This window comes from uncultured Gimesia sp. (genome assembly GCF_937910335.1).
Taxonomy (GTDB): domain Bacteria; phylum Planctomycetota; class Planctomycetia; order Planctomycetales; family Planctomycetaceae; genus Gimesia.
Map to the genome: position 1 here is coordinate 1 of NZ_CALEMX010000489.1, position 3,321 is coordinate 3,321.

General features: G+C 46.4%; 1 protein-coding gene. It reads left to right on the forward strand.

Annotated features, from left to right (window positions below):
* Nucleotides 1–545: 545 nt before the first annotated feature.
* Nucleotides 546–3,321 (forward strand): exodeoxyribonuclease V subunit gamma (gene recC, locus Q0668_RS20000; protein ID WP_298867898.1); only part of this gene is annotated, 2,776 nt, incomplete at its 3' end.

The following is a 3,321-nucleotide window of genomic DNA, read 5'->3' on the forward strand; positions in this document are numbered from 1 at the left end:
CAATTTTGCTTAGCACTGGCATAGGGTAATGATATGCTTTTCTGGATTCCAGAAGTCCGAATTGTAACCAAGAATGTATCATGGGAAAGCTCAAGAGATAGTGAGTTCAAGAGGGAGCTTAAGAATGCTTTTGGGGAACAAGAACTGCTTGGCTGGTTCGAAGAGTTTACTGCGGTGAAAGAAAAATCTTAAAAATGATTTATCGATACTCATGTTTAAAGAATAACAATAAACTAGAGGATATTGACAGACTGACTGCCTGATTTCTTGAAATCACAATAATATTCGATGGGTGGCTCATGTGGAGAGCTACTTGTCCTGTATGATAATAATCAAAGTGCTGATGGATACTCGTTTTCTACAAAAAGGAAATCTTAATTCACCTATTCTTATTTGAGGAATAAATCGATTCAAAAGTGAAGAATCCCTTAAGTATCATGGGAGCAGATGAATCTGCTTGGATTTGAATTCGTCTTTTACCACGTTTTTATAAATCAATCGGGCCGAAGAGCTCCAAGTTATTTTGCTGAAAAAAAGGAATTAGAATGCTGTATCTACATCAATCCAACCGTATCGAAAATCTGTTCGCGAAGCTCGTTGAAATAATTCAAAGTCCTCTCGACGATGTCTTTCAGCCAGAGACCATAGTGGTTGAAAATTCGGGAATGGCCCGCTGGCTTTCTCATCATGTTGCTCAAAGTCTAGGCATTTCGGCAAACATTCAATTCTCGCTGCCCGCCAGTTTTATCTGGACCATGTTGAGCAGTCAGTTGGAGCAGAGTCATCTGGAAGTGGGGTTCAGTAAGAATAGCCTGCTCTGGCTGGCCATGAAATTGATCCCGGAACTACAGGATAAGGAGGGTTTTGAGGCAATCAATCGTTACCTTCAGGGCGCTGATTCCGAAATAAAAACATATCAATTAAGCAGGCAAATCGCGAGGCTCTTTGACCAGTATCTGGTCTATCGACCCGAGATGGTTCAGGATTGGGAGTCAGGTAAAAAGGACGGCTGGCAATCTGATCTGTGGCGGGCCATGAAAGAAGTGTCCGGACGGCCTCACTGGATCAATCTGTCGGACGAATTCAGACGGAGCATTGAGCAGAAAGGGTTCGATAAATCTAAACTGCCACATCGTATGTCACTGTTTGCGATGTTTTCGATGTCACCACGTTACCTAGAGTTGCTTGGGTTGGTTTCAGAGCATGTTGATGTCCATGTATATATCATCAATCCATCATGCGCATACTGGGGGGATATTGTTTCTGAAAAAGATCTTGCCTGGCTAAGAGCCCGGTGGGAAAAAACGGGCAGGGATGATGTTTCGGAAATATATGAAGTCGGTAATCCATTACTCGCATCAATGGGAAAGCCCTGCCGGGACTTCATTGATCAATGGCAAGAGCAGTTGCACGAAGAGGGACTTTCCGACTTCAGGGATGACAGCCATGAATCGTTACTCGCGCATTTGCAGAATGATATTCTCAACCTTCAGAATCGAGGAGCTGGCGACATCGATGCACTCACTATCCCGCTGGATCACTCACTGGAAGTGCATGCCTGCCATGGCCCGATGAGGGAAGTCCAGGTGCTACATGACAGGCTTTTGTCGCTGTTTGATCCGTCACGGAAAGGGCGTAGTCTGAACGATCTGAAGCCGCAGGACATCGTGGTGATGGCTCCAAATATCGATCAATATGCCGCATCCATTGAAGCAGTCTTTGGGGCATTAAGCGGTCAACGCGGAATTCCCTATTCCATTGCAGATCAGTCGATTGCCACGCATCCATTGATAGAAACTCTGCTTGCATGGTTGCTGCTGCCTGATGAACGTTTCGAAGCCGATACTGTATTGGGCTGGCTTGAGCTGCCGGCGGTAAAGGCAAAACTTCGTCTGGATGATAATGCCAGCGAGCGCATCCGTCACTGGGTCATAAACAGCGGGATCCGTTGGGGCATAGATGGGGCTCATAAACAATCGATGGGACTTCCTGCTAATGAACAGAATACCTGGCTATTTGGCCTTAGGCGTCTCTCCATAGGTTATTCCATGTCAAGTGATGTTGACCTCTTTGGTTCTGTGGCCCCTTTCATTGATATCGAGGGTGCTGAAGCCGAATGGCTTGGGCAGTTGGAAGCTTTCATTCATCAACTTGCAGACATACGACATGAGCTTAAAGAGCCGGCAACCGTTATCGATTGGCAACAAAGGATTAACCGCATCATGGATACATTTTTTGAAACCGATGACCTGGATGAGCTATTGCTGAACAACGTTCGAGAGTTGCTGGATACACTGGCTACCACGGCAGAGACCGCCGGTTACAGCGGGACGATGAGTTTCCGAGTAATGCATCAGCACCTTTCTTCCGCACTCTCAGCTGCGACTTCTTCATATCAGCTGCTTTCCGGCAGGGTGACTTTTTGTAATATGGCTTCAGTTCGCTTCATGCCTTTTCGGGTAGTCTGCCTGTTGGGCATGAGTGATGACAGTTTTCCGCGGAACGAGTCTTCACCTGGTTTTGACCTGATTGCAAAACAGCCACTAAAAGGGGATAGATCCCAGAGGGCTGACGACCGCTACCTGTTCCTCCAGTCTCTGCTTTCTGCGCGTGAAGTGCTCCACATTAGTTATGTGGGTCGAAGTCAGCGGGATAATTCCGAGCGAATCCCTTCGGTCGTGGTCAGTGAAGTGCTGGAATATATTCAGCAGGGGTATGTACTGGACAATGATACGCTACTAAAAAGAATTCAATATGAGCATCCCCTGCAGCCGTTCAGTGCAAAAAATTATGATGTGAAATCGGGTGATGGTAGTTATTCCAGCGAATGGCTGGAGAGAAACATCAGTACCAAATCGTTTGCCAGTGATGCATTACCTGCTGCCTCGATTGAACAGGATCAGAGATCGGTTTCGATCCGTAGTTTGAAAAATTTCCTGGAAAATCCGGCACGACATTTCTTGAAAAACAGCCTGGGAATTCAGTCCGCTGAATATACTTCGTCTGTCGAGGATTCGGAACGGTTCGAGCTGGATGCCTTGCAGTCGTATGGACTGAAGAACGAATCTCTGGGGAGATTACTCGATGACATAAACCATGAAAATGGGTATGAATTATCTACTGCCCGTGGCGAGCTGCCCCACGGACTGGCTGGCTGGAATAGTTATAACAACGCGATTGACGGTGTTTCTGATCTCGCGGAACGGGTCAGGCAAAGACATTTAGGTGATAGTGTAGACATCGAAATAAATCTCGAGATTCAAGGTGTTTCGATTACGGGATTACTCGGCGACGTGTCCGGTGGAGGTGTTCTTCGTTATA